The organism is Yersinia sp. J1 (genome assembly GCF_050586585.1).
Lineage (GTDB): Bacteria > Pseudomonadota > Gammaproteobacteria > Enterobacterales > Enterobacteriaceae > Yersinia > Yersinia entomophaga.
The window spans coordinates 1-1,091 of sequence record NZ_JBOBDP010000050.1 but is presented as its reverse complement, the minus strand read 5'-3'; the positions used below and the strand labels follow the sequence as shown (position 1 = coordinate 1,091).

The following is a 1,091-nucleotide window of genomic DNA, read 5'->3' as shown; positions in this document are numbered from 1 at the left end:
ATTAAACACCTATGGTTACGTTCACAATCCGCTAGGATGGATAGATCCATTAGGGCTAGCTGGATGTTCTACTCTTGATCGCATTATTGCTGATGCTAATAAGGTTGCGTCACCTGGAGGGCATATAACTCCAAAGCAAGCAGAAATATTAAAAGGTAATTTACCAGTAGTTCAAAGACGTAGTGCTTTCCAAAATAGGTTGTCACGTAAAGAATTTGTGAGAGATCAAAAATATCTTATGAGTCAATGGGAAGCGAATACAGGAAGAGTTTGGCCTACTGGGGCAACTCCGCATCATATAATTCCATTGGAAAGTGGGGGGGCGAATAAATGGTGGAACTTAATGCCTACACATGGAACATTACCAAACCACTCTTTACCTGGAATACCTGGCCCGCACGCAGCAGGTGGTGTGCTTCGTACTACAGTCCAACAAGGTAGGAAAGCTTTACCGCCAGGAACCATAACCGATTTGAGATTTTAATATGATTGATATTAATAAAGTGTTGGAAGAAATAGATAAGGCAAGATTCTTTTCAAATATGGGGGTGTCTGACATCCAGAATGAAAATGTTATTTTAATTAAAGATGTTGAAAAGGTGTTCATTAATCCATCTGATGTGGAGTTTAATGGCCTTTATGCTAGTGCTGAGTGGCTTCCGACCTCGCCAACTCAAGATGACCCATTTTATAAAGGTCAAACTACATCTAAAGAGCTTGCAGAGCTTAGAATTAAAGTAAATAAAGCAGTATTAAATGCAACTAAAGGGTTACCTAAAGATAAATTTATATGCTTGCCACATGATTTTAGCCAGGCGGCAAGAAATGGAATATGCTTTGCTTTTAGGCAGTATGTATCTGAAAAGTATCAAAACCTAGGAACTAGATGGGAGGATGTTGTGCGGATATATTATGCTGGGCATTGGCCTGTTGGCTTTGCTCAAGAAAAAATAATAGCTATTTAATATAAGACTAGATAGATCCAAGAAGGATCTATCTAGTTATTTGTAACTGTGGTTACGCCAGTATATTATCCTGATGTACTTGAATGACCACCTGACCAGGCATCACGCTGATCGCCAGCGGTTGCC

General features: G+C 39.6%; 1 protein-coding gene and 1 pseudogene. Both read left to right on the top strand.

Annotated elements, in window-relative coordinates:
* Nucleotides 1–484: pseudogene (locus tag ACQ4OC_RS19550) on the top strand (hypothetical protein); the annotation flags it as partial.
* A gap of 1 nt (nucleotide 485) precedes the next feature.
* Nucleotides 486–965: a hypothetical protein gene (locus tag ACQ4OC_RS19545; RefSeq protein WP_064512411.1), complete on the top strand. Its 480-nt coding sequence runs from the start codon at nucleotides 486–488 to the stop codon at nucleotides 963–965.
* Nucleotides 966–1,091 lie beyond the last annotated feature (126 nt).

Excerpts from the sequence above, each read along its gene's own strand:
- ACQ4OC_RS19545 (WP_064512411.1), top strand. The coding sequence starts at position 486 with ATGATTGATATTAATAAAGTGTTGGAAGAAATAGATAAGGCAAGATTC.